This is a genomic window from Mycobacterium sp. NGS49, assembly GCF_059812565.1.
In genome coordinates this window covers 1-24,262 of the sequence record NZ_JCALCX010000031.1, presented here as the reverse complement: position 1 = coordinate 24,262, position 24,262 = coordinate 1, and the positions used below count along the sequence as shown (strand labels likewise).

24 protein-coding genes and 1 pseudogene are annotated in these 24,262 nt (G+C 69.2%); 6 read left to right on the top strand and 19 right to left on the bottom strand.

Features of this window, described 5'->3' with window-relative positions; all coding sequences use genetic code 11:
• The first annotated feature begins 49 nt into the window (after nucleotides 1-49).
• From AC5Y7D_RS25150 to AC5Y7D_RS25140, 3 genes are read left to right on the top strand one after another with little or no spacing between them, the layout of a single operon-like run.
• On the top strand, nucleotides 50-349 hold the full coding sequence (locus AC5Y7D_RS25150) for a PE family protein (protein ID WP_499928541.1): 300 nt from the start codon (nucleotides 50-52) through the stop codon (nucleotides 347-349).
• 15 nt (nucleotides 350-364) lie between these two features.
• On the top strand, nucleotides 365-1,474 hold the full coding sequence (locus AC5Y7D_RS25145) for a PPE family protein (RefSeq protein ID WP_499928540.1): 1,110 nt from the start codon (nucleotides 365-367) through the stop codon (nucleotides 1,472-1,474).
• A 21-nt stretch (nucleotides 1,475-1,495) separates the two neighbouring features.
• A complete protein-coding gene (locus AC5Y7D_RS25140) occupies nucleotides 1,496-3,061 on the top strand; it encodes an MFS transporter (protein WP_499928539.1) in 1,566 nt (521 codons plus the stop codon).
• Nucleotides 3,062-3,111: 50 nt separating this feature from the next.
• On the opposite strand, the gene AC5Y7D_RS25135 is transcribed toward AC5Y7D_RS25140, so the two are convergent.
• Both AC5Y7D_RS25135 and AC5Y7D_RS25130 read right to left on the bottom strand, forming a co-directional pair.
• Nucleotides 3,112-3,591 carry a 2,4'-dihydroxyacetophenone dioxygenase family protein gene (locus AC5Y7D_RS25135; protein WP_499928538.1) on the bottom strand — a complete coding sequence of 160 codons (480 nt, stop codon included), beginning with the start codon at nucleotides 3,589-3,591 and terminating at the stop codon, nucleotides 3,112-3,114.
• Between the two features lie 119 nt (nucleotides 3,592-3,710).
• Nucleotides 3,711-4,985, bottom strand: coding sequence for a PucR family transcriptional regulator (locus AC5Y7D_RS25130; RefSeq protein WP_499928537.1), 1,275 nt, complete (start codon nucleotides 4,983-4,985; stop codon nucleotides 3,711-3,713).
• Nucleotides 4,986-5,183: 198 nt separating this feature from the next.
• Between AC5Y7D_RS25130 and AC5Y7D_RS25125 the strand changes: the two genes are divergently transcribed.
• Together AC5Y7D_RS25125 and AC5Y7D_RS25120 are read left to right on the top strand one after the other, a co-directional pair.
• The gene (locus tag AC5Y7D_RS25125; protein WP_499928536.1) at nucleotides 5,184-6,533 is read left to right on the top strand and encodes a WS/DGAT/MGAT family O-acyltransferase; all 1,350 of its coding nucleotides are present in this window, start codon (nucleotides 5,184-5,186) and stop codon (nucleotides 6,531-6,533) included.
• A gap of 123 nt (nucleotides 6,534-6,656) precedes the next feature.
• Nucleotides 6,657-7,151, top strand: coding sequence for a hypothetical protein (locus AC5Y7D_RS25120; RefSeq protein ID WP_499928535.1), 495 nt, complete (start codon nucleotides 6,657-6,659; stop codon nucleotides 7,149-7,151).
• Between the two features lie 9 nt (nucleotides 7,152-7,160).
• Here AC5Y7D_RS25120 and AC5Y7D_RS25115 read toward each other — a convergent pair whose 3' ends face one another.
• From AC5Y7D_RS25115 to AC5Y7D_RS25100, 4 genes are all read right to left on the bottom strand, one after another.
• Nucleotides 7,161-8,417 carry an RNA polymerase sigma factor gene (locus AC5Y7D_RS25115; RefSeq protein WP_499928534.1) on the bottom strand — a complete coding sequence of 419 codons (1,257 nt, stop codon included), beginning with the start codon at nucleotides 8,415-8,417 and terminating at the stop codon, nucleotides 7,161-7,163.
• Nucleotides 8,375-8,734 carry a YciI family protein gene (locus AC5Y7D_RS25110; RefSeq protein WP_499928570.1) on the bottom strand — a complete coding sequence of 120 codons (360 nt, stop codon included), beginning with the start codon at nucleotides 8,732-8,734 and terminating at the stop codon, nucleotides 8,375-8,377. The genes AC5Y7D_RS25115 and AC5Y7D_RS25110 overlap by 43 nt, the downstream gene beginning before the upstream one ends.
• Nucleotides 8,735-8,884: 150 nt before the next feature.
• Entirely contained in the window at nucleotides 8,885-9,277 is a 393-nt protein-coding gene (locus tag AC5Y7D_RS25105) for an ester cyclase (protein ID WP_499928533.1), read from the bottom strand.
• A 46-nt stretch (nucleotides 9,278-9,323) separates the two neighbouring features.
• Nucleotides 9,324-10,079, bottom strand: a complete 756-nt coding sequence (locus AC5Y7D_RS25100) for an alpha/beta fold hydrolase (RefSeq protein WP_499928532.1) — start codon at nucleotides 10,077-10,079, stop codon at nucleotides 9,324-9,326.
• Nucleotides 10,080-10,207: 128 nt separating this feature from the next.
• Between AC5Y7D_RS25100 and AC5Y7D_RS25095 the strand changes: the two genes are divergently transcribed.
• Complete coding sequence (locus AC5Y7D_RS25095) at nucleotides 10,208-10,714, top strand: hypothetical protein (protein ID WP_499928531.1); 507 nt, start codon at nucleotides 10,208-10,210, stop codon at nucleotides 10,712-10,714.
• 165 nt (nucleotides 10,715-10,879) lie between these two features.
• Here AC5Y7D_RS25095 and groL read toward each other — a convergent pair whose 3' ends face one another.
• The 13 genes and pseudogenes from groL to AC5Y7D_RS25030 form a co-directional block, all read right to left on the bottom strand.
• Nucleotides 10,880-12,496 (bottom strand): chaperonin GroEL, encoded by a 1,617-nt coding sequence (gene groL / locus AC5Y7D_RS25090; protein ID WP_499928530.1) that lies wholly within the window; start codon nucleotides 12,494-12,496, stop codon nucleotides 10,880-10,882.
• A 107-nt stretch (nucleotides 12,497-12,603) separates the two neighbouring features.
• Entirely contained in the window at nucleotides 12,604-12,906 is a 303-nt protein-coding gene (gene groES, locus AC5Y7D_RS25085; RefSeq protein WP_011739140.1) for a co-chaperone GroES, read from the bottom strand.
• Between the two features lie 252 nt (nucleotides 12,907-13,158).
• On the bottom strand, nucleotides 13,159-14,193 hold the full coding sequence (tsaD, locus tag AC5Y7D_RS25080) for a tRNA (adenosine(37)-N6)-threonylcarbamoyltransferase complex transferase subunit TsaD (RefSeq protein WP_499928529.1): 1,035 nt from the start codon (nucleotides 14,191-14,193) through the stop codon (nucleotides 13,159-13,161).
• Nucleotides 14,194-14,661 (bottom strand): ribosomal protein S18-alanine N-acetyltransferase, encoded by a 468-nt coding sequence (rimI, locus tag AC5Y7D_RS25075; protein ID WP_499928528.1) that lies wholly within the window; start codon nucleotides 14,659-14,661, stop codon nucleotides 14,194-14,196.
• Nucleotides 14,658-15,296 carry a tRNA (adenosine(37)-N6)-threonylcarbamoyltransferase complex dimerization subunit type 1 TsaB gene (gene tsaB, locus AC5Y7D_RS25070; RefSeq protein ID WP_499928527.1) on the bottom strand — a complete coding sequence of 213 codons (639 nt, stop codon included), beginning with the start codon at nucleotides 15,294-15,296 and terminating at the stop codon, nucleotides 14,658-14,660. Before tsaB ends, rimI begins: the two co-directional genes overlap by 4 nt.
• Complete coding sequence (gene tsaE, locus AC5Y7D_RS25065; protein ID WP_499928526.1) at nucleotides 15,275-15,784, bottom strand: tRNA (adenosine(37)-N6)-threonylcarbamoyltransferase complex ATPase subunit type 1 TsaE; 510 nt, start codon at nucleotides 15,782-15,784, stop codon at nucleotides 15,275-15,277. Before tsaE ends, tsaB begins: the two co-directional genes overlap by 22 nt.
• Nucleotides 15,777-16,904, bottom strand: a complete 1,128-nt coding sequence (locus AC5Y7D_RS25060; RefSeq protein ID WP_499928525.1) for an alpha/beta fold hydrolase — start codon at nucleotides 16,902-16,904, stop codon at nucleotides 15,777-15,779. Before AC5Y7D_RS25060 ends, tsaE begins: the two co-directional genes overlap by 8 nt.
• Nucleotides 16,894-18,060, bottom strand: coding sequence for an alanine racemase (gene alr, locus AC5Y7D_RS25055; protein ID WP_499928524.1), 1,167 nt, complete (start codon nucleotides 18,058-18,060; stop codon nucleotides 16,894-16,896). The genes AC5Y7D_RS25060 and alr overlap by 11 nt, the downstream gene beginning before the upstream one ends.
• A gap of 25 nt (nucleotides 18,061-18,085) precedes the next feature.
• A complete protein-coding gene (locus tag AC5Y7D_RS25050; RefSeq protein ID WP_499928523.1) occupies nucleotides 18,086-22,231 on the bottom strand; it encodes a PE family protein in 4,146 nt (1,381 codons plus the stop codon).
• Nucleotides 22,232-22,386: 155 nt separating this feature from the next.
• Nucleotides 22,387-22,542: pseudogene (locus tag AC5Y7D_RS25045) on the bottom strand (glutamate decarboxylase); the annotation flags it as partial.
• Nucleotides 22,543-22,652: 110 nt separating this feature from the next.
• The gene (locus AC5Y7D_RS25040) at nucleotides 22,653-23,525 is read right to left on the bottom strand and encodes a hypothetical protein (protein ID WP_499928522.1); all 873 of its coding nucleotides are present in this window, start codon (nucleotides 23,523-23,525) and stop codon (nucleotides 22,653-22,655) included.
• A gap of 4 nt (nucleotides 23,526-23,529) precedes the next feature.
• Nucleotides 23,530-23,847, bottom strand: coding sequence for a hypothetical protein (locus AC5Y7D_RS25035; RefSeq protein ID WP_499928521.1), 318 nt, complete (start codon nucleotides 23,845-23,847; stop codon nucleotides 23,530-23,532).
• 51 nt (nucleotides 23,848-23,898) lie between these two features.
• On the bottom strand, nucleotides 23,899-24,262 hold a 364-nt coding region (locus tag AC5Y7D_RS25030; protein ID WP_499928520.1), incomplete at its 5' end, for a hypothetical protein.

Sequence of the window (24,262 nt, the reverse complement as noted above, 5' to 3'; positions counted from 1 at the left end):
TTGGTAGCTCGGCAACGAGCTAGAAGGTCAACGCAGAGAGGTAAAGCGCATGTCTTTTCTGACCGTTCAGCCAGACGCCGTGATCGCCGCGGCAGGCGGCCTGCTGGGCATCGGCATGGCGATGAACGCGCACAACACCGCCGCGGCGGTCACGACCACCGCGGTCGTTCCCCCCGCGGCCGACGAGGTGTCTGCGCTCATCGCGAGTCAATTCGTTGCGCACGCCGTCCTGTACCAAGAGGTCAGCGCCTACGCGGCGACCATTCATGACCAGTTGGTGACGACCTTGGGCTGCAATGCCGCGTCCTACGCGGCCGCCGAGGCCGCCAACGCGACCGCACTCGTTTGAGCTGAGCCGCCCGAGATGGACTTTGCAGCGTTACCGCCGGAGATCAACTCCGCGCGCATGTATGCCGGAGCCGGTGCCGGGCCGTTGCTGGCTGCGGCGGCAACCTGGGACGGGCTGTCCGCCGACTTGTCCTCCATCGCCGCTCGATGCTCATCGGTGATCTCGGATTTGGCCGGTGGTCCGTGGCAAGGTGCGGCATCGGCGGCGATGGCGGCCGCGACCGCCCCCTACCTGGCGTGGCTGGGCGTGACGGCCGGGCAGGCCGACGAGGCCGCCGGTCAGGCGAGGGCGGCCGCGGCCGCGTACCAGACAGCGTTTGCGCTGACGGTGCCGCCGGCGGAGATCGCGGCCAACCGGACGCTCTTGATGGCACTGGTAGCGACCAACTTCCTCGGCCAGAACGGTCCGGCGATCGCGGCCACCGAAGCCCATTACGCCATGATGTGGGCCCAGGACGCCGCGGCGATGTACGGCTACGCCGGCACGGCGGCAGCCGCAACCCGATTGAACCCGTTCACCATTCCGCCGCAGGTCGCGCTCGCGGCCGGGCAAACGGCCGCCCACTCGGCGAGTGCCAGTACCGCGTCGAGGCTGTCTCAGCTGATCACTTCCGTGCCGACGTCGCTGAAGTGGTTCAGCACCCGTCCGTTGGTCGCGGGCGTGGTCACGGTGGAAGAAGGGTTGTTGACACCGATAGAGGTCGTCGCGGGGAGTACGTCGGCGTCGATGTCCAGCACGTCGGTGCTGAATTCTCTGATGTCGGTGGGGCACGCGGCCGCCGGGGCAGTGGCACCGTTGGCGTCGGGGACTACCAACTTCGGACTCAAGATGCCGGGTCTGGGCCGTGGCACAGTGGTGATGGCGACCGCGGGCCACGCCAGTTCGGTCGGGGCCCTGTCGGTACCGAAGGCTTGGAGCGCCGCGACCCCTGCCCTCGGCCACGCCGGCACCGCATTGCCAAGCCCCGGGCTGGCGTCCGCCTCCGCGATGGCTCCTGATGCAGCCGCCCCCCTGATGGGCAGTTTGCCGCCGGTGAGCTCAGCCGCCGACAAAGGCAGCGCCGGCCTGACCCGCAACGGGCTGCGCCGCCCGCAATTCGTCGTGGGCTCACCGGCTGCCGGATAACAACACCGTCGTCTGACTCAGATGGAGAACACCCCGATGCTCACCGCACCCACCCCATCGCAGCCGCGACAGGACACACTGACTCTGGCTCAACGGATGACGCTGCTCAGCATGGCATCGGGCTTTGCCATCACCGGCGCCGACCCGGCGATCTTCGCCAGCAACCTGGTGCCGGTGCGCGAGGGCCTGCACATGTCCACCGCCAGCGCCGGCTTCACCGCCAGTCTGGCCACTCTCACGCTGGCCGCAACCATTCTGGCCGCGGGCACCCTGGGCGACATCTACGGAAAGCGCCGGATGTATCTGCTGGGGCTGATCGGCTTAGTCGTCAGCGGCTTGTTGTCCGCCGTGTCATTCAACGCCGTGATGCTGATGGTGACCCGCGCCGTGACCGGCGTCTGCTTCGCCTTCCTGCTGGGCCTGTCGTTGGCGATCGTCAACGCCGTCTTTCCGCCCGCCCAGCGCGCCAGGGCGATCAGCCTCTTCCTCGGAGCCGCGTTCTTGATCGTCGCTCCGTTGCCGCTCCTCGGCACCGTCTTGGTGGAGTCGCTGGGGTGGCGTTGGGCGTTGCTCATCGCCCCAGCCGCTGCGTTGCTCACCATCCCCGTCACGCTGCGGTTCGTCCCCGAAACCTTCCGAATCGAGGACCGCAGCATTGATTACCCGGGGTTGGCGGCGGCCGGCGTCACGCTGGTAGGCCTGGTCTATGGGCTCTCCCGTCTCGCCCACGGGCCTGGCGCCGCGGCGCTGCCGGTGTCGGTGGGGCTGGCTTCCGGGGCTTTCTTCGTCTGGTGGGAGCGACGTGCCGATCAGCCGGCCCTGCAGTTGCGGGTCTTTCGGGCCGGTCCCTTCAACTCGGCAATCATCGCCGGGGCGGCGTTCAACTTCCTGACCGCCGGGCTCATCCTCGTCCTTAGTTATTACGCCACCGTGGTGCGCGGCTATCCGCCGACCGTGTTGGGCCTGCTGTTGGTGCTGGCCGCCGCAGCGCAGGCGCCCGCAGCCGTCGCGGCAGGTCGGCTGATGGTCGCTACCTCGGCGCGGGCCACCATGCTGTGCGGTATCGGGCTACTCACCTTGGCCGCCACCGCCTTCGCCACCTTCGATCTGCACACGTCGCTGGGTGTGATCGGGTTGAGCGTGGTGCTGCTCAGTACCGGAGCCGGCCTTGTCGAGGCTCCCCAGGCCAGCGTGATGATGAGTTACGCCTCCCCCGGATTGGAGGGGTCAGTGTCGGCGGTCAAACCCGGCGCCGGGCAGTCCTTCTACTCGCTCGGGCCCACTGTGGTCACCCTGCTCGCTACCACGCTCTACACCGCGCACGCGCATACGGCGCTGGCCGGCACGGGCGTCTCTCCTGGCCAAGCCGCCAACGCCCTGGAGGCGTCGCGCTCGCGGGCGGGCAACCCGGGCGGCGCACTCGACCACCTCGATTACCAGTTGGCTCACCGAGTCATGGCGGCAAGCCAGGAATCAATGGTTTCCGCGCTGCACGCCACGTGCCTGCTGATGGCCCTGGTCCCCGCGGCCGCCGCGGTAGCCGTATGGCTGCTCCTCCCGCGCGGTCCCGCGCTGGAGGCTGGATGACACGGGACGTCGGACACCCTGCCGCCGCACGCACCGGACCCCGAACCAGTCTAGGCGTCCCAACTTGTCAGATCGCGAGCGGGAATGCCCTGAGCAGCACAGTAATTCGTGTACCGCTCGATCGAGGTCCGGTGGTTCTCCTGCCACAGGATGGTGTTGTTCTCGTCGATGAACAGCAGCTCACCGACGATGAAGAAGAACACCTCGGTGTCTTCCACACTCTCCGGAGTGTGCCGCGAGCCGGCGACCTCGTAGACGGTGTCACCCGCGCGCGAGACCCAGTTGTTCTCCTTGTAGCGCCATGCCCCCTTGACGGTGTGCCCGACCACGATTCCGGTGTGGTAGTGCGGAGCCAGTTCGAGTCCCGCCGGAAATTTCATCGAGACGACGATCTCGGCTCGGACCGGATCCACCTTCCAGTACTTCAGAAACACCTGTTCGCTGAGCGGGGTGAACGGAATCCAGGGGTTGTCGGCACCGCTCATGTAGTTGACGTCGAGTTCTTGCCTGGTCTGCATCGGGGTCTGCATCGGGGTCTCCTTGCCTGCACGTTGGTGGCCGGTCGGCCAACTGCCCCAAACGGTAGGGACGGATCCCGCGAAATACTTGGCACCCGGTACCAGACTCGGTGGCCCCACTTGTACTGACATCACAACTCCCCGGCCAGACCCGACAACGTGGGCAGTAACGCCAATGCCACCGCGAGATCGAGGCTATCGGTGTCGATGCTGCGACCCAGGATCATCTGCGCCTGATCGACGCGGTAGCTCACCGTGTTCGGATGCACGATGAGTCGACGCGCGGTTCGGGCCCGGCTTCGGTTCTCCTGCAGGTACACCGATAACGTCGAAGCGACCCGGGAGGTGGCCTCGTCGTCGGCGGCCAGCGGCCCCAGCACCCGGTGGACGAACCCCTCGGCGAGTTCGCCGTTGCAACTGGCCAGCGCGGCCACCGCGACATCGCGATAGCGGGTCAACGTGCCGGCGTTTGCCCCGAGCAATGCCGCGACCCGACGAGCATTCGAGGCTTCCAGGTGACTGCAGCGGAGAGCTTTCAGGCCGTAGCCCGGTTCGCCGATGCCCACCCGGACGCCCGCCGCAAAAGTGGGCACTGGCACATCGAGATCGGTCGTGCCGAAGGCATTTCGGCCGCTGAACCAACCGAATGCCACCAGCGAGCCGGCGGGGTGGATCAGAGTGGTCTCGCCGCCGATGGCGCGCGAAACCACGTTCAGCGCCTCACTCAACACAGCCTGCGCGTCGCCGTCATCGCCCATCGCGTCCAGCCATGCGACCGCCCCGACATGATGGCGGTTGACGTCGTAGCGCAACCTCTTGGAGGCCCGCTGCGGGTCACGTTCGCGCTGTGCCCTGATCTCCTCGATGGCGCCGGTGCGGGCGGCTGCCGCGTTCCGCAGCCAGACTTCCCGTTCGGCTTCGTAGGCTTCCTCCGCACGGTTCTGAGCGGCGTCGACGTAACCGAACGTCCAGCTGGTGGCCAGTCGCAGCGTCGCGGCCTGCTGCGACTGATCCACTGCGCTGGCCGTGATGCGATCCCACATCCACTGCCACAGCAACTCGTGCGTCACGCGATAGAAGCGCAGCAGGCTGGCCAGCGGTACCTGGCGCTTCACCCCGGCGCGAGCGACGGCCCGGGTTGGCGCCGATAGTTCGGCGTCGCGAGGGTCGCCACCGATGTCGAGGAGGTCAGCGACATTGCGCAAACTCGCCGCGGTGCTGACGACGTTCTCCTCGACCGACTGCGGGTCCGGAAACAACCCCGGCATCTCGTCCTGCACGCGGGCGACCGCCTGTTCGGCGAATTCTTCTGCACACGAACGTAACTCGATCGCCAGAGGGCGTAGCAAGGCCTCCCACACCCGTTGCGCATCGGGTTCACGGAAGGGTTCCCAGGTGGGCTTCATGGCGGCTGAACATACTCTGTCGCCGCCGCGAGGCCACCGACATCGGTCAATTTGATCACGGCCTTTTGTGATCGCCTTACAAAACCGGGCATCGATCTTGGCACCCGAGGACGAGCGCTCATCGACGCCGAGGGCCTAACTTCTGCGTAACCGGCGGGCCGCAACACACCGAACCAACTACGCACCAGAGGACACGTCATGGACCTGATGTCACCCGTCGAATCGATGATGCTGCTCGCCGAGTCGCCCGGGCACCCGATGCATGTCGCCGGAGTGCAGCTCTTCCGGACACCGGAGGGCGCCGGGCCGGAATTCATCCGCGACTACTACCAGGCGCTGCGGGCGTGCGATGACGTCGCACCCCTGTTCGCCAAGCGCCCGGCGGCGCTACCCGGCGGCCTCAACTACGGCTGGTCTTCCGCGGCCGACGTCGACCTCGACTACCACGTGCGGCACTCGGCGCTGCCCGCTCCGGGGCGGGTGCGGGAACTGCTGGAACTGACCTCGCGGCTGCATTCCGGCATACTCGACCGGCACCGCCCGTTGTGGGAAACCCACGTCATCGAAGGGCTGGCTGACGGACGGTTCGCCGTCTACACCAAAATCCATCACGCCCTCGTCGACGGCGTCTCGGCGATCGACCTTCTGCAGGGGTCGCTCAGTGCCGATCCGCTCGATGACGGGGTCCGGGCACCGTGGTCACTGCCGCCTCGCGTCGCGGATCCGGCCGCCGCGACATCCCGACTGCAAATGCTGGCCCGAGCGGTCAAAGCCATTCCGCGTTCCGGTACTTCGACGTTTCGGCTAGCACGCGCCGCGTTGCTCGAACAGCAGCTGACGTTGCCGTTCCGCGCACCGCGCACCATGCTCAATGTGCCGATCGGCGGAGCCCGCCGGTGCGCCGCGCAGTCATGGTCGATGCAGCGCATCATGGACGTCAAGAACGCCGCCGGCGTCACCGTGAACGACGTCGTGTTGGCCATGTGCGCCGGCGCACTGCGCGCTTACCTCTCCGATCAGCACGCCCTCCCCGAAAAGCCCTTAGTGGCAATGGTTCCGGTCAGCCTGCGCACCGCGGGCGAGGGCGCCGGAGGAAACGCGGTGACCGCCGTACTGGCCGATCTGGCCACGCACCTCGATGATCCCGCGAAGCGGCTGGCCACGATCAGCTCGTCCATGCGCGCGAGCAAGGCCGTCGTGGCCGGCCTGCCCAGGCAGCAGGCCATCGCTATGGGAATGATGCTGCTGGCGCCGGTCGCGCTGGGCGGTCTGACCGGAAGCGCGGCTGCCCCTCCGCCTTTCAACGTGTGCATCTCGAATGTTCCTGCTGCCCGCAACCCGCTGTACGCCAGGGGTGCCCGGCTGGAAGGTAGCTATCCGATGTCGATCGCCGCCAACGGGCAGGCGCTCAACATCACGCTGGTGGGCAGTGCCGACAGGCTGGACTTCGGCCTGGTGGGGTGCCGCCGCGCGGTGCCGCACCTGCAGCGATTGCTGGACCACTTGGAGACCTCTCTCAAAGACCTGGAGCGGGCCGTAGGCATCTGAGTGCTCCAGCCGCCGATTCGAGCACGCCCCCGGCTCGGGTACCGCGGGCGTGCAACCGCGCCTCGCTGCGCAAAACTCCACCGAATACAGTGCAATGACGCCCTCCTTGCGAAGGAGGTCCCTATGCCGAGTGCTCGCCCCGCACTGGCCGCGATCGCTGCCCTGGCTTTTCCGGCCCTACTGAACAGCGCCCACGCGCACGCCGCCCCGTTACCGGCCTTCTGCGTGCCGCCCAACGTAGTGGACAACGTTTGCACCGCACGGCTGACATCGGTGACGGCCGACGTCGTCAACGGGACGATCACTGGGACCCCGACCGGTGGCGGGACGGCGATTACCCTTGCGGGACAATTGGATGCGTATCTCAAATCGATCGGCTTTGGCGCCACGCCACCGAACCCGGTGCAACGCTGGGACGCTGCGATCGACGGTGTCGGCAGTCCCGACCCGTCCGATCCCAACTGGTACGGCAATGCCAAGTCCCTGGCGTTCCTGCCCAGAACGCTGAACGACCTTGCCACCCAGTTTCCCGCGGGCAGCCTTGTTGTCCGGTTCACACCCGACGATTCGCAGCCGGGCGTTTTCCGGCTGGTATCCATTCAGCCGACGGCGCAATAGGCACGTCCGCTAGTACCGTTGGTCCCGACGGCGAGTGAGATACGCCCGCTCTGCGGAATTGTCGACGAGGTCGATAGCCGCCTCGTAGGCTGCCCTCGCCTCATCCGACCGCCCGAGGCGACGCATCAATTCGGCGCGCGTGACATGGAATGCGTGGTAGCGCTGCATGTTCGCGAGTGGCAGTCGGTCCACCCGGGCCAGCGCAACCTCGGGACCGTCCAGTTCAGCGATTGCGATCGCGTAGTTGAGTTCGGCGACCGGGCCGGCGTCGAAAATCATCAGTTGTTTGTACAGTTCGGCGATCTGAGACCAGTCGGTGTCGGCAGCGGTCGCCGAGTCGGTGTGTACCGCATTGATCGCCGCAAGCACCTGGTAGCGACCGGGTCTGTTGACGGACAGGCACTTTCGAACCAGAGCGTGTCCTTCGTCGATGAGCTCGCGATCCCATAAGCTGCGGTCCTGCTCGTGCAGTGGGACCAGTTCGCCGGCGGCGATCCGGCTCGCACGCCGGGCCTGGGTTAGCAGCATCAGGGCCAGCAGACCCATCACTTCGGGCACCTCGGGTAGCAACGCGTGCAGGATCCGGGCGAGTCTGATCGCTTCTGCGGTGAGGTCGTCGCGCACCGGGAGGCCAGAGGTGGACAGGTAACCCTCATTGAACACGAGGTAGATCACGGCGAGCACGGCCGCGGCCCGCTCGCCGAGGTCCTCGGTCGCGGGCACGCTATAAGGGATATGCGCATCCGCGATCTTCTTCTTCGCCCGGCTGATCCGCTGAGCCATCGTCGTCTCGCTGACGAGGAACGCGGCGGCGATCTCGGCGACGGTGAGCCCGCCGAGCAGTCGTAGCGTCAGCGCCACCCGGGCCTCGGGCGCGAGCGCCGGATGACAACAGGTGAAGATCAACCGGAGCCGGTCGTCATCGACCGGACCGGTCGGTTCAGGTGCGGTGCCGTCGTGAATCATGTTTGCCGCCAGATGTTTTGACCAGCGTCGTGATTCTCGGCGCAGCCGGTCGATCGCCTTGTTGGCCGCGGTGGTCGTGAGCCAGCCGGCCGGATTGGGTGGAATCCCGTCCCGCGGCCAGCGCTCCAGGGCGACCAGCAGTGCCTCGCCGGCCGCCTCTTCGGCGACATCGATGTCACCGAAGCGACGCACCAGCGAGGCGACCACCCGCCCGTACTCTTCGCGGTAGACCCGCTCGATCGCGTCCACGCGCTCGTTCAACCCTCCTGGAACGCCCGCACCTCGACCCGGCCCTGACATGCCCTGGACCCCTGTTTCGCCCAGTCCAGGGCGGCGTCGAGGTCGGCCGCCTCGATGATCCAGAATCCGCCGAGGTACTCCTTCGACTCGGTGTACGGCCCGTCGGTGACGATCGGCTTATCACCGGTGTTGTCGACGGTGGTTGCCGACTCGGGTGCCGTCAGACCACCGGCGAAGACCCAGGCGCCTTCGGCCTGCAACTTATTGTTGAACGCGTCGACCGCCTCGAAGATCGGCTGTATCTGCTCGGCGGTCATCTCTGCCATCGCGGCGGTGTCAGCGGCGTCGTGGTGGACGGCCAGGAAGTATTGCGGCATCACAAGCTCCTTGAACTCCGCGGACGGCCCCGGATGGCTGCCCGTCATGATGTCTACGAAGACGGCACGCCGGATATGACATCCCCCGGCAAGAAAATTCATCGGACGTCATGCCGGAACGATGACAGTCCTACCCCGCGACGCGGGCCCTCAACCGATCTGCTTCATCAGCGCATCCATGTCGAGCAGATCCCACACCTCGGCGAACTTGCCCTGCTCGACGCGGTACAGCGTGAACTCGGAAACTTCAAACCGCCGACCGGTCGCCTCGATCCCCTGGAACGTTCCCCGATGGGTGCCGGTGACCGCGAAGTGGACGACGATGGTCTCGTCGTCGGTGACGATGTGCCTGATGTCCCAGTGCCAATCGGGGAAAGCCGCGATGATCGGCGCGAATTGCTCGGCCACCTTCGCCGGGTCCATGGGGTCGCCGTTGACCCGGATGGAGGGCGAATAGAACGAGGCCATTGATCCGAAATCGTGGTTGTTGCAGTGTTCGAGATAGGCCTGATAAAGGGATCGGTAGTCGTTGTATTCAGTCACCGCAACATGATCCAACGCTGACCTGCTCGCGGTGGCGGCGGCCCGGTCAGGATCGGTCGCCCGCCGGCTCCAGGTGCCGCAGGATCGCCGGGAAGACGACCTCGGCGTGGTCCAGATGCGGGGCGTGCTTCGCACCCTTGACCGCCAGGAATTCCGCGCCGGGGTACAGACGCAAGACGCGGGCGCTGTTCGCGAACGGGGTGACGGCGTCCTCGGTGCCCCATACCACCAGCACCGGGCGCGAATGTTCTGCGACCGAGGCCCATTGGTCGCCGGCTTGAGCAGGATAGTGCGCGACCGTCGACGCGAAGGACTCAGCCATTCCCGGAAAACGAAGCTGTTCCCGAGCGCGTTCGCTGTAGTCCGGGAACGTGTGTGGACGGCTCAGGTGCTGCTGCGGCAATCGGTCGATGACGTCACCGATGCGGGAGGCGACGAGTTTGCGCGCGCCCGGCAGGCGGAGCAGGAGCTGAGCCGCGACCTTGACTGATCCACTCGCATAGAGGCCGGGCGCGATGAGCGCGATACTGGCGGCGCGGTCGGGACACTCCGCGGCAAACCGCGTCACGATCACGGCACCCATCGACCAACCGATCAGATGCATGCTCTCAATGCCGACCGTGTCCACCAGTTCACGAAGTTGCCGGACGTACAGGTCGAGGTCATACCTGACTCGCGGCCGGTCGGAGAGGCCGCGACCGAACTGGTCGTAGCGCAGTACCCGATATCCTTGCGCGACAAGCAGTTCCGACAGCGGCTCCCACGCGTAGCCGGGCGTGACAAGGCCGTGCACCAGCACCACCCACGGACCGTGGTCACCTGCGACGTGGTAGGCGGTGACACCGTTGGACAGTGACGCCGATCGCGCGCTCGACGCCTCCCGCGCCTGCGGCAATGACTGCATGCCCGAAGCCTATATAAGGTGCAGGGATGTCGACCCGCAGTCGTGCGGTAGCCGCCATCGGCGCCGCCATCACCGTACTGTCGCTTCCGGCCGTTCTGAACGTTCCACAAGCCCAGGGCGCACCGCTGCCTGATTTCTGCGCGCCGCAGTCTGTCGTCGACAATGTCTGCACGGTGCGTTTGGCATCGGTGACGGCCAACGTGACCGACGGGACGATCACCGGGAAGCCGGTCGGCGGCGGGACGGCGATCACTCTCAGCGGCCAAGCTGAGGCCTACCTGAAGTCCGCGGGATTCGGAGCCACGCCCCCGGGCCCGATTCAACGCTGGGACACCACGATCGACGGTGTCGGCAGTCTCGATCCGAACGATCCCAATTGGTACGGCAACGCCAAGGCCAGAGCGTTCCTGCCGAGGACTCTCAACGACCTCGCCAGCCAGTTCCCGCCCGACGTCCTGGTGGTCCGGTTCACGCCCGACGACTCTCAGCAGGGTTGGTTCCGGCTGGTATCCATTCAGCCGACGTCGCACTAGTCCCGCACTACGAACACCGCGACCCAACCACATCCGACGCGACACTAAAACGACGCACACGACACGCCGAGAAGCGTGTGCGTGGCTTATATCTCGCGCAGCGAGCTCGTCGCCACGACGAAAACACCCCCGGACCACATGATCCGGGGGTGTTCCGTCGACTACTCAGTGGTGGTGATGACCGTGCCCGTGGTCGTCGGCCTCCTCGGCCGGCTTCTCGACGACGGCCGTCTCGGTGCTGAGCACCATCCGGGCCACCGACGAGGCGTTCAGCACGGCCGAACGGGTCACCTTGACCGGGTCGACGATCCCGGCGGCGCCGAGGTCACCATACTCCCGGGTGGCCGCGTTCAGGCCCTGCCCGGTGGGCAGCTCGCTGACCTTGTTGACCGCCACGGCGCCGTCGAGCCCGGCATTGGTCGCGATCCAGTACAGCGGAGCGGTCAGCGCCTCGGCGAACACGTCGACGCCGAGCTTCTCGTCGCCGTCGAGCTCGTTGCGCAGCGACTCGAGCACGTGGCGGGCCTGGATCAGCGCCGAGCCACCGCCGGGGACGATGCCCTCCTCGACCGCAGCCTTGGCCGCGGCGACCGCGTCCTCGACGCTCTCCTTGCGCTCCTTGAGCGCGGTCTCGGTGGCGGCGCCGACCTTGATGACGGCAACTCCGCCGGCCAGCTTGGCCAGCCGCTCGCTGAGCTTCTCGCGGTCCCAGTCGGAGTCGCTGCGCTCGATCTCGTTGCGCAGCAGTTGGACGCGCGCAGCCACCGCTTCAGCGGAGCCGCCGCCGTCGACGATGATGGTGTCGTCCTTGCTGACCACCACGCGTCGGGCCGAGCCCAGCACCTCCGGACCCACCTCGCGCAGCAGTAGGCCGGCGTCGGGGTTGACCACCTCGGCACCCGTGACGGCGGCGAGGTCCTGCAGGAACGCCTTACGCCGGTCGCCGAAGTAGGGCGACTTGACCGCTACCGCCTTGAGCGTCTTGCGGATGGAGTTGACGACCAGCGTCGCCAGCGCCTCACCCTCGACGTCCTCGGCGATGATCAGCAGCGGCTTGCCCGATTCGGCGACCTTCTCCAGCAGCGGCAGCAGGTCGGGCAGCGAGCTGATCTTGTCCTGGTGCAGCAGGATCAGCGGGTCGTCGAGCACCGCCTGCTGGGCGTCGAAGTCGGTGACGAAGTAGGCCGACAGGTAACCCTTGTCGAAGCCGACGCCTTCGGTGAACTCCAACTCGGTGTTCAGCGTCGAAGACTCCTCCACGCTGACCACGCCGTCATGGCCGACCTTGCTCATGGCCTCGCCGACCAGTTCGCCGATCTGCTCGTCGCGCGAGGAGACGGTGGCCACCTGGGCGATCGCTTCCTTGCCGGACACGGGCGTGGCGGCGGCCAGCAAGGCCTCGGATACCGCGTCGGCCGCCTTGCTGATGCCCGAACCCAAGGCGATCGGGTTGACCCCGGCGGCGACCAGTCGCAGTCCGCCTTTGATCAGGGCCTGGGCCAGCACCGTCGCGGTGGTGGTGCCGTCGCCCGCGACGTCGTTGGTCTTGGTGGCAACCGACTTCACCAGCTGCGCACCGAGGTTCTCGAACGGGTCTTCCAGGTCGATTTCACGGGCGACGGTGACGCCGTCGTTGGTTACCTGGGGTCCGCCGAACGCCTTTGCCAGCACCACGTGGCGACCACCGGGCCCGAGCGTCACCTTGACCGCGTCCGCGAGCTTGTTCACGCCCGCTTCCATAGCGCGACGCGCGGTCGCGTCGTACTCGATAATTTTGCTCATGAGGCTCCTTCGCCAAACTGCCTAACGCGTGCCGCCCCGGAAATCACCCGCGCTTACGCGCGGGGATCGCCGGGGCGGGACACGTTGGTACTTGAAAAACGACCGTGTTACTTGGAAACGACAGCCAGCACGTCGCGCGCCGACAGGATGAGGTATTCCTCGCCGCCGTACTTGATCTCGGTTCCGCCGTACTTGCTGTAGATGACGGTGTCGCCCTCGGCGACGTCGAGCGGGATCCGCTTTTCGCCGTCCTCGTCCCAACGGCCGGGGCCGACTGCGACGACGGTGCCCTCCTGGGGCTTCTCCTTGGCGGTGTCGGGAATGACCAGACCGGATGCGGTCGTGGTCTCGGCCTCGTTGGCCTGTACGAGAATCTTGTCCTCGAGTGGCTTGATGTTGACCTTCGCCACGATTGGAGCCCTCCACTAGTTGAATCGGGTCCGGAGCGTATGCCCTGACCGGAGTTGGCGGTCGGCCCGGGGCTACCCCGCACCGTCCGAATTACCAGATGATTCGGCAATCGTCCGGGCCCTCGCGCCGTCGTCGCGGGTGCCGACACAGGGGTCGTCCGACTGCCACCTAGCACTCTATACATGAGAGTGCTAGCACTCAAGGGTACCCCGGTGCTTCTTGCGTGTCGTCGGGTACGCCCACGGCGAACATCACCGAATCTGACTGTTGACCACCGGCAACCCCGGGTCGCTGGGCGCGTCCAGAGCTGACGGCGGGGCGCCCGCGGCCACCAGGTGCGCAGCGAACGAAGCGATCATCGCCCCGTTGTCGGTGCACAGCCGGGGCCTGGGAATCCGAAGCGTCAGGCCCGCATCGCGGCAACGCTCGATCGCCAGCTCGCGCAGCCGCGAGTTAGCGGCCACCCCCCCGGCGATCAGCAGCGTCGACACATTCAGCTCGGTCGCCGCACGAATTGCTTTGCGGGTCAGCACGTCGGCGACGGCCTCCTGGAATCCAGCGGCCACGTCGGCGGCCGCGAAGCCCGGGTTGCTCTCGACGTAACGCGCGACAGCGGTCTTGAGCCCGGAGAAGCTGAAGGCGTAGCGATCGTCACGCGGCCCGGTCATGCCCCGCGGAAACACGATGGCGCCGCGATCACCGGTGTGTGCCAGCTCGTCGAGCACCCGGCCGCCGGGGTAGCCCAGGCCCAGCAGCCGCGCCACCTTGTCGTAAGCCTCACCGGCGGCGTCGTCGACGGTGCTGCCGAGTTCGACGATCGGCTCACCGAGCGAGCGGACGTGCAGTAGATGCGTGTGCCCGCCCGATACCAGCAGGGCGACCGACTCGGGCAGTGGGCCGTGCTCGTAGACGTCGGCGGCCAGATGTCCGCCCAGGTGGTTCACCGCGTAGAACGGCACGCCCCAGGCGGCCGAATACGCTTTGGCCGCAGCGATTCCCACCAGTAAGGCACCCGCCAGCCCGGGTCCGATGGTGGCCGCGACGATGTCGGGCCGGTCGACACCGGCGGTGGCCAGCGCCCGGCGCATCGCGGGACCCAGCGCTTCCAGATGCGCGCGGGACGCGATCTCGGGTACCACTCCACCGAACCGGACATGCTCGTCGACACTGGACGCCACCTCGTCGGCCAGCAGGGTCACGGTGGCACCGGGACCGGAGCCGTCCAGCCGAGCGATCCCGACACCCGTTTCATCACAGGAGGTTTCGATGGCCAAAATGGTTGTCATCTACCGCGCCTCTCGTCGCATCGTGTAGGCATCGGCGCCACTGACGCGGTAGTACCGCTTGCGCAGCCCGATCTGCTCGAATCCCATGCTGCGGTACAGGCTGATGGCGGCCTCGTTGTCGGTCCGGACTTCCAGGAACACCACTCCCCCGTCCGCGAAGTCCAGCAACTCCTCGAGCAACCGGCGGCCGATGCCCTGCCCCTGGCAGCCAGGGTCGACTCCGATGGTGTGCACCTCGTACTCGAACGGCGCCACCCGCCCGAGCCGGGAGATGCCGGCATAGCCAACGAGGGTGCCGCCGCTGCGGGCGCCCACATAGTGGTTGGTCTTACTGTGCAGTTCGCGTTCGAAAGCGACGGCCGGCCAGGGATCGTCGCCGTCGAACAGCAGCGCCTCGAGTTCGGCGCACCGGTCGGCGTCCGCGCGAGTCAGCGGGCCGATGGTGACGGGCTCGACATGGGCGGTCATCGCTTGGCCACCAACGGCTTTGCGTCGGGGCGACGCAGATACAGCGCCACCAGCGGTGCAGGCTCGGCCGACCAATCGGGCACCGCGCGCGCCAGACCGGCCGGGGTTGGGTGCGCGGGTTCGCAATACGGCAGACCGAAGAGGGCCGCTTGCTCGGGTGACCCGGCGACCGTCCGCGCCGAACCCGGGTCGACGTCGGCCGGGGCGTTCACAGCCGGGCCGGCGGTGCGGACACCGTCGCGGTAGCGAGCCCAGTAGACCTCGCGGCGGCGGGCGTCGGTGACCACCAGCGTCTCGCCGCTGGTGAGCACACCGATGGCGTCCAGGCTGCACACCCCGTGCACCGGGATGCCCAAAGCGTGCCCATAGGCGGCACCGGTCGCCATGCCGGCCCGCAGTCCGGTGAACGGACCAGGCCCGCAGCCCACCACCACACCGTCCAGGTCGGCCATTGTCAGGCTCGCATCGGCAAGTGCGGCAACGACATTGGGCGTCAGCCGTTCAGCGTGCGCCCGGGCGTCGACGGTGACCCGCTGGGCCAGCGTCGCGAAGTCGTCGACCCTGACGATGCCTGCGGTGACGGCCGGGGTGGAAGTGTCGAGGGCGAGGAGGATCACGAGCTCACCCACTCCCACGTGGCGATCCGCACGTCGGAATGGGTGACGCGTTCGAGCCGGACGTCGAGGTGGCGCTCGGCGAGGCGTTCGACGAGTCCCTCACCCCACTCCACCACCACAACCGCATCTTCGAGATCGGTATCAAGGTCCAGCGAGTCGAGCTCGCCGAGCAGGTCTGCGCCGTGCTGGTCGAGCAGTCGGTAGACGTCGACGTGGATCATGGACGGACGACCCGCCTGGCGCGCCTTGTGCACCCGCGCCAGCACGAACGTCGGCGAGGTCACCGGGCCGTCGACGTCCATCGCCGTCGCAATACCCTTGGCCAGCACGGTTTTTCCGGCGCCGAGCGGGCCGGAGAGCACCACCACGTCGCCGGCGCGCAGCTGTTTGCCCAGCTTCGATCCGAGTGCGACGGTGTCCTCGACGCGCTCGAGGGTCTCCTGCCGCGGCGATCGCAAGGGCGGCGAAGCCGGGCGCTGCGGGTCGCCGCCATCGGGCTCAGCCATGACGCCGGAACCGTTCGCGCAACCGCTCGCCGAATCGCCGGTAGCGCCACGTCAGCTTCCCGGGCTGCGCCCGCTCGATCAGCCGGATCAGCCCGTCGTTGATCGTTTCCGGTTTGTCCAGCAGCGCCAGGTGGCTGGCGCCGGTAACGATCACCAACTCCGACCGCGGCAGCGACGCCGCCATCAACCGGGAGTACTCGTCGGGAGTCAGCAGATCGTGGTCACCACAGGCGATCAACGTGGGGATCTTGAGCAGCGTCCACAATCCGGCCGTTTCGTCGTGGGTCTCCAGGGCTCGCAGGAAGCCGACCAGGGTGGCAATGGGCGTGCCGTTCATCATCCGCTGCGAGAAGGCGTCCAGGCTGCGGCTGACCTGCAGATCGCTGTAGGACGCGGCGCGCAGGATCGGGCCGATCAGCGAGCGCGACACGTTGCGCCCGCGATGCATCAGCTTGGGTGCCGATTTGGCGGTGAACCGGATGGCGTCCAACGCCGGGTTCTTCAGGAACGCCCCCAGCGGTGAGCGGGTGACACCCTCGGCGGCCGAGGAGATCAGCGCCGCGCCCACGATCCGGCGGCCGTACCGGTCGGGGAACTGTCCGGCATGCGACAGGACGGTCATGCCGCCCATCGAGTGGCCGACCAGGATGATCGGCCCACGCGGCGCGGTCACTTGCAGCACCGCCTCCAGGTCCTGGCCGAGTTGGGTGAGCGTGTAGGAGTCGGGCTCGCCCTCGCCGGACTGACCGTGCCCGCGCTGGTCGTAGAACACCATGCGTACCTGTGCGCCTAGCACCTCGCCGAGTCGCATCCGCTGAAAGTGGAAGGCGCCCATCCGCAGACAGAACCCGTGCGCGAAGACGACGGTCAGCGGGGCGTCCGCCGGTCCGGCCTCGCGTACCGCCAACGGCACGCCGTCGGGCGTGGTCACCACGTGGGCGCGATCGCTGTCGAGTCGCTCGAAATCCTCACCGGCCCAGGGATCTTCGTCGGATGAGGTGCGTTCGATGATTGACTTGCGGGCCGACGCGCCGACCAGGGTGGCCACCGCGGTCAGCCCGGCGCTGCCGGCAAGCCAGGCCTTGCCCTTCTGGGTACGGTGCGTGTCGTCAGCGCTCAACGGCGTCGACCTCGCGGTAGGTTCTGCTGATTCGCCCGCGGATCCCGGTGACCACCTCGTAGTGGATGGTCCCGATCAGCTCCGCCCAGTCTTGTGCCGTGGGCTCGCCCTGGGTGCCGGGCCCGAACAGGATCGCCTCGTCGCCCTCGGCCACGTCGGGCTCCCCGGGTCCCACGTCGACGACGAACTGGTCCATGCAGACCCGCCCCACCCCGGGCCGCAGCCGGCCGTTGATCAGCACGTCCAGGCGGCCGCCGAGGGATCGGACCACACCGTCGGCGTAGCCGATCGGCAGCAGCGCCACATTGGTGTCGCGCGGGGCGATCCAGGTGTGCCCGTAGGACACACCCTCCCCGGCGCCGATCGACTTGACCAGTGCCACAGGGCATTTGACGGTCATTGCCGGAATCAAACCCATATCGCCCAGGTTGGGCACCGGGCTCAGCCCGTAGATCGCGATGCCCGGCCGCACCAGGTCGAACGTCAGGTCGGGCCGGGCCATGGTGGCCGACGAGTTGGATAGATGCGCCACCTCGAACCGCACCCCTTGGTCGGCGGCGTAGGCCAGCATCTCGCGGAATCGCCCGGCCTGGATGTCGTTGATGGGCTGCTCGGGAGCGTCGGCGAAGACCAGGTGGGACATCAGCCCGCGCAACCTGATCGCCTCGTCCGCGACGGCCTGCTTGAGCGTCGTCAGCATGGCCGGGTAGTGCGCTGCGGCCACGCCGTTGCGGTTCAGGCCGGTGTCCACCTTGACGGTGACGGTGGCCGGTACCCCGGTCCGGTGCACCGCGTCCAGCAACTCCTCGAGCTGGCGCACCGAGGAGACCGCGATCTGCACGTCGCCCTGCAGCGCAGCGGCGAAGTCGAAGCCGGGCGGGTGCAGCCAGGCCAGGATCGGGTCGACGATGCCGTCGGCCCTGAGTGCAAGTGCTTCGTCGACGGTGGCTACGCCCAGTTCGGCGGCACCGGCGGCCAGCGCGGTGTAGGCGACGCGGGTGGCGCCGTGGCCGTAGCCGTCGGCCTTCACCACGGCCATGACCTGCGCATCTCCGGCGTGATCGCGCAGCAGCCGCACGTTGTGCGCAATGGCGCCCAGGTCGATGACGGCCTCGGCGAGGATACCCGGAGTCAGGGAGATCGGCGTGACGGACACGCCGACCATTGTCCCAGAGCCGCGGCTAGGCAGGTCCGGTGATGCCGGGCGAACCGTTAGCGCCCTGGCCACCCGGACCGTCGCCGCCGGTCCCGCCCGTGCCGGCGGTGGCAGCAGACACCGGGTTGGCGAAGGCGTCGCCGCCGTTGCCACCCTTACCGCCCACGAAACCTATTGCGGTGCTGTTGCCGCCGTCGCCGCCGTTGCCACCGGTGGCAAGTCCGCCGCCGGAAGCCTTCGCCGAACCGCCGCCGCCCCCGACCCCTCCGCTGACGCCGTCGCCGCCGTCGCCGCCGATGCCGCCGGCCGCGCCGGCGGACCCCTGGTTTGATGCCGAACCACCCGCGCCACCCACCCCGCCGGAGCCGGTGCCTCCGACACCGCCGTCGCCGCCGTCGCCGCCGATGGCCCGTGAGGCGTCGGCGATGTTGGCGGCGCCGCCGCCCGCCCCGCCCCTGCCACCATCGGTGCTGCCGGCCCCGCCCGCGCCCCCGGCTCCACCGACAGCGTCATTGGCGTTGACGTTGCTGTTGATGCCGACGAATCCGCCGTCGCCCCCGGCACCGCCCATGCCCGCGCTGCCTACCCCACCCTTGCCGCCGGCACCCGGGTTGACCGTACCGGCTCCCTGGGTGAACGCCCCGCCGCCGGCGCCGCCGTCGCCGCCGAAGGTGCCGGAGCCGCCATTCCCGCCGTCGCCGGCGGTCACGAAGGCGGTTGCGGCGCTGTTGAAGTTATTTGCAAAACCGCCCAGGCCGCCCTGCCCACCGCCGCCCGTGGTGCCGTTGCCGCCGTCGCCGCCTTTGCCGCCAGCGATGCTGCCGGTTCCCGAGGAAAGCGCCGAACCGCCCGAGCCGCCGCCCCCGCCGCTCGCCCCGTCGCCACCCCGGCCGCCGACCCCGGCGGCGGCGTCCTGCGCATTGGCGTTGTTGCTGATGCTCGCGTTGCCGCCGGAGCCGCCCGATCCGCCGCTGCTGGTGCCTCCGTTACCGCCGGCACCTCCCGCGCCGGGATTCACGGCGCCGGTCCCCAGCGTGGACGCGGAACCACCCTGACCGCCGGTGCCGCCGTTGGTGGTACCGCTGCCCCCTTTGCCGCCGTTGCCCGCGATGGCGGAGGCAGTAGAGGCGCTGTTGGTAATAGTGGCAAAACCGCCGCCTCCGGCTATCCCGCCGCCGCCGGCGGTCCCGTTGCCGGCGTCACCGCCCGTGCCGCCGATGGCGCTGCCGAGGCCTTGGGTCGACACCGAGCCGCCGGAGCCGCCGAGCCCGCCGGAGGTGCCGTTTCCACCGTTCGCGCCGCCGCCGGCGGTGACGGTTCCGGTGGATGCGCTGTTGGAGTTAGTCGCGGCACCGCCCGAGCCGCCGAAGCCGCCGCTGCTGGTGATCCCGTTGCCGGCCAGCCCGCCGGCACCGCCGGTCACGCTGCCCAGGCCGTCGCTGCTCGCCGAACCACCTGTACCGCCGGACCCGCCGCTGGCGCCACTGTCGCCACCGTTGCCGCCCTTGCCGCCGATGGCGGTCCCGGCAGAGGCACTGTTTCCGATCCGCGCAGAGCCGCCGCCGCCGCCGCTAGATCCTGCTCCGTCGGTGCCGGTGCCGCTGTCGCCGCCATCACCAGCGATCACGCTCCCGGTTCCGGAGGAGCTAGCATCCCCACCGGAGCCGCCGCTGCCCGCGAAGCGGCCGTCGCCGCCGTCGCCGCCCCGGCCGCCGGTCGCGATGCCGGTAGAGGCGACATTGTCGATATTCGCCTGACCGCCGTCCCCGCCAGTGCCACCATTTGCCCCGCTGGTGATCCCAGAACCCGCATCACCGCCGCGACCGGCCGTGATGCTGCCTATTCCTTTGCTGGTCACGCTGCCGCCACGGCCCCCGGGCCCGCCGAAGACCGTTCCATCGCCCCCCTGACCAGCGTCGCCACCGAAGGCGCTGCCCGCTCCATTGGTGGTCACCCTTCCGCCGAAGCCACCGCCCCCGCCGGAGCCGCCGGTGCCGCCGGTGCCGCCCTTGCCGCCGTCGCCGGCCGAAGCGGTCCCGTTGGAGATGCTGTTGGCGATCTCGACGAAACCCCCGCCGCCACCGAACCCGCCGACACCGGTGGTCCCAGCGCCCCCGTCGCCGCCCGCCCCGCCGATGCCGCTGCCGGTGCCCTTGGTGGACGCCAATCCGCCATTGCCGCCGCCGCCACCGGTGACCCCGTTGCCGCCGTGGCCGCCCTTGCCCGATGTCGTGGTCGCCGCGGAGGCACTGCTGCTGATGATCGCGTTGCCGCCGGTGCCGCCGGCTCCCCCGCCGCCGGTGCTCCCGTCTCCGCCACCGCCGCCGGACCCGCCGTTGACGCCGCCGAGGCCGGTGGTCTGCGCCAAACCGCCGATGCCGCCAGCACCGCCGTTGACACCGCCGCCGCCATTTCCGCCGACACCGCCGGTCGCGGCCGCCGTGGAGATGCTGTTGTCGATCGACGCGGCACCTCCCGGGCCACCGGACCCGCCGGAACCGGTGCTACCCGTACCGCCGGCGCCCCCGGTGCCGCCGGTGGCACTGCCCGTTCCGCTGGTAAACGCCAGACCGCCGCCACCACCGTTCCCGCCGCTGACACCGTTACCGCCCTTTCCGCCGGTGCCGCCGTCGGCGGCGTTGGGGTTGGTGCTCCCGCCGAAAATGGCGCCGCCACCGTCGCCGCCGCGGCCGCCGTTGCCAGTTCCGGCGCCGTTGCCGCCGTTGCCGCCGTCACCACCTCTGCCGGCCAGTGACCCGCTGGTGCCGCCGGCACCGCCCGCGCCGCCGTTGCCGTTGCCCGCCCCGTTGCCGCCCGCCCCGCCTTGACCGCCATTGCCGTACAGCCCGCCGGCCCCACCGGCACCGCCGTCCGCGCCGGTGCCGGAGAAGATCGCGCTGAAGCCCGTCCCGCCGGTACCACCGTTGCCGCCGTTGCCGGGGATAATCACACCGGCCCCACCGTTGACACCCGCAGCCGCACCCGGCCCACCAGCCGCCCCACCGGAACCACCGGCACCCACCCCGGTCGGGTCCCCGCCATTGCCGCCCGGACCCGCCGTCGACGCAGGCAGACCCGGCCCCCCGGTGCCACCATTGCCCGGCGCGCCGGCATTACCACCAGCCCCGCCGGCACCGCCATTGCCGTACGCACCGGCCACCCCGAACAAGGCCGATCCTTTGCCACCGACCCCGCCCACGCCGCCGTCACCACCATCGCCACCAGCACCGCTATCACCACCATCGCCGCCAGCCGTCCCCGGGGTAGTGGCGTCCCACCCGGCCCCGCCGACACCACCGGTTCCGCCAACACCCCCCACCCCGCCGGCCCCGCCCGGCCCGCCGGTGCCGAAAAGCACTCCGGCGTTACCACCGGCCCCGCCGTTGCCGGCGTTGCCGCCGTCGCCGCCGACGCCCCCGAGGCCGCCCGCTGCCGTCGACGTACCCGGACTGCCCGCGCTGCCCACAGTGCCGGCAACCCCGGCCCCACCCACGCCGCCGGGGCCGCCGTTGCCGAACAACAGCGCGCTGCCGCCCAACCCGCCTGATCCGCCGGTAACGCCCGCGGCGCCCACCCCGCCGACCCCGCCGGCGCCGCCGTTACCCCACAACCACCCGCCAGCACCGCCCAAACCACCGGATCCACCGCCCACCCCGCCGGCGCCGCCGACCCCGCCGCTGCCGATCAGCCCGGCCGCGCCGCCGGCCCCACCGGACAACCCGGGCCTGCCCGACCCGCCGGCGCCGCCGTTGCCCCATAACAGTCCGCCCGGCCCGCCGGCAGCCCCGGTTCCGGGCGCCCCATTGATTCCATCGCCGATCAGCGGACGCCCCAACAACGCGTTCGTCGGCGCATTGATCAGATCCAGCACAGGTTGCAACGGCCCCGCGTTGATGGACTCGGCGGCGGCATAGGACTCGGCACCCGAACTGAGGGCCTGCATGAACTGAGTGTGAAACACCGCCGCGCGAGCGCTGAGCGCCTGATAATCCTGCGCGTGCCGGGACAACAGCGACGCGATGGCCGCCGACACCTCGTCGCCTGCGGCAGCCACTAGCGAGACGGTGGGAGTCGCCGCCGCCGCGGTGGCCGTCGAGAGCGACGAACCGATGCCGGCCAAGTCGGCCGCAGCGGCTGACAGGATATCCGGAGCGAGAGAAACGAACGACAAGGACATCACAGCCTTTCAGCAGACCGGCGCCTACTGCCCGGCAATCGATGCGTGGTGCGGACCACGGATGCTGTACCGCAGACTTCGTCCTCTTTTTCTACTTCATCGGCGGGCACTGCACCAGGGAATCGGATCGCCTCACGACATCCACATACTTAGTGCGGGAAGTGCTCGGCGTCGTGATGCCCTGCCAGCTGGAGCTTGTCCAACGACGCCAGCGCCTTCACGGCGTCATCGTGCAACGCGCGAGCCAGGTCGGCGGACAGCTCCTCACGGACCACGATGCGCAGCACCGACACGTCGGTGGCGTTTCAGCGGGGTAGCGCGCACCCATCAGTTGCGCGTCACACTGACGGCGAACCCGGCATCCAAGGTCTGCTGGGTTTGACCCCGGAACGACGGTGGGCGATCAGCCCGGATGCTACGGATTGTTGACGCCGGGACTACCTACAGCGGTCGACCCGTCCAAGTTCTGGCCGAGGCTGGCAAAGATGGATCCGTCGGTGCCGTTGCCGCCGGTCAGGCCCGCCCCGCCGTTGCCGCCGCTACCGCCGGTCGCGCTGCAGCCGACGGCAGAGCTACCCGCACCGTCGGCCACCACCACGCCGCCGCCAACTCCGCCGATGCTGCCGACACCGCTGCCCACACCGCCGTTACCGCCGACCACATCACCACCGACAGTGCCGCTGGCGATGGCCTCCATCCTCCCGGAGCCGCCGGCACCGCCCTTTCCGCCGGCGATGCCATCGCCTCCACCGCCGCCGGTGGCAGTACCGGTCAGCGCCCCGCCGGAATCAACTATCACGACACTGGCGCCGCCACGACCGCCGACGCTGCCGATACCGTTGCCCACACCGCCCTCACCGCCGACAACAGTTGCGTCGGCAGTGCTACCGGCGCCGACAACTGAAAAATCCGCGCGGCCGCCGACGCCGCCGCGGCCGCCGGCGACGCCATCACCTCCACTACCGCCGGCGATAGTGCCGGTCGCCGTCCCGCCTGACTCAGCGAATGTAAAAGCCACGCCGCCAAATCCGCCGACGCTGCCGATACCGTTGCCGGCACCGCCCGCACCGCCGGTAGCACTGACATCGATAGTGCTGCCGGCACCTAAAGCCGAAATCAGCGCGCCGCCGCCGGCACCGCCGGTGCCGCCGCCGATACCATCGCCCCCGCTGCCACCGGTGGCCGCAACGGTGGCGGCGGCCCCGCCACCAAAAACGCGCACGCCAGCCGCGCCGCCGCGACCGCCACCGCCACCGCCATCGCCAGCACGCACGGTGCCCAAGCCCACAGAACTACCCGCCCCGTCGGCGATGACGGCCGCAGCCCCCCCCGGTACCACCGGTTCCGCCCGCGGCACTGGTCGTGCCGGCCCCACCCACGCCACCATCTCCACCGGTCGCGCTACCCGCCGCGGTACCCCCGTCCAACTGCGCGAAGAGGGCACCGCCGCCGCCGCCGCCCCCACCGCCGCCAAAACCGGGCCCACTAGCAGAGGAAGCACCCCCGGCCCCGCCCCCACCGCCGCTGCCGGCGATGGCCTGCACACCGATGGCCGCACCCGCACCGCCGGCACCCCCGTCCCCACCAGCGCCGAACATGCCGCCATCCACACCCGCACCCCCGACACCCCCGACACCCCCGAGACCGCCGGACTGCGCAACCTATGAGCTGGTACCAAAGCCGTCGCAGTCACCGCCGCGGCCACCGACCCCACCGACACCGCCATCACCGCCGTCCACACCACCGATACCCGCACCGCCAACACCCCCCGCACCCCCGACACCACCCGCGCCGGCCACGTTGCTGCCTCCGCCCGAGAACCCCGCACCTCCCACCCCACCCGACACCGCCGACACCGCCGCGCCCGTCAGCACCGACCGCACCAGGCGCCGCGAACCAATCGCCGGCCCCACCGGCACCCCTGCACCCGCCCCACCACCAGTGCCGCCGACCCCACCGGTCCCGCCGGCCTGCACCAGATCACCAATACCCCCAACCCCGCCGACCCCACCAAAGCCACCGGTC